Below are 557 nucleotides of genomic sequence, written 5' to 3'. Positions count from 1 at the left end.
ACAAGAGATACTAAGTATTATAAAACAGTACAATGTAGAAAAGATAGTTGTAGGTTTACCAAAAATATGAATGGGACACTGGGACCACAGAGTGAAAAAGTGTTAAATTTTTGTGAAAAATTAAAGGAAGTTTGTAATTTGGAAATAATATTAGAGGATGAAAGACTTACAACGGTTGCTGCTGAAAGGATGTTAATGGAAGCTGATATGCATTGGTCAAAAAGAAAAAAAGTCATAGATACGATAGCAGCAACATATATTTTACAAGGCTACCTTGATAAGATAAAAAAATAATTTAGTTGACAATTATTAAATTTAAAATTAAAATCTAAGTATAAATATGAAAGAGGTATGACACACTTAGTGCTGATGAACTTGTTTCTCTTGCACTTGAAACAGGAAAATATGCAGTTGATGTTATGGCACTACTTGATAAGGCAAATACATCAACCTATGGAAATCCAGAGATTACAAAGGTAAATATAGGTGTTAGAAATAATCCAGCAATACTTATAAGTGGACATGATTTAAAGGATTTAGAACAACTACTTGAACAA

Annotated in this window: 2 pseudogenes; both read left to right on the top strand. The window is 30.0% G+C overall.

What is annotated here, in order from left to right:
• Nucleotides 1-294 (top strand): annotated as a pseudogene (gene ruvX, locus TCEL_RS00380) (Holliday junction resolvase RuvX); the annotation flags it as partial.
• A gap of 59 nt (nt 295-353) precedes the next feature.
• Nucleotides 354-557: pseudogene (locus TCEL_RS13050) on the top strand (hydroxylamine reductase); the annotation flags it as partial.

The organism is Thermobrachium celere DSM 8682 (genome assembly GCF_000430995.1).
GTDB lineage: Bacteria > Bacillota > Clostridia > Clostridiales > Caloramatoraceae > Thermobrachium > Thermobrachium celere.
The sequence above is the reverse complement of the archived record's forward strand: the minus strand, read 5'-3'. Positions and strand labels throughout refer to the sequence as shown.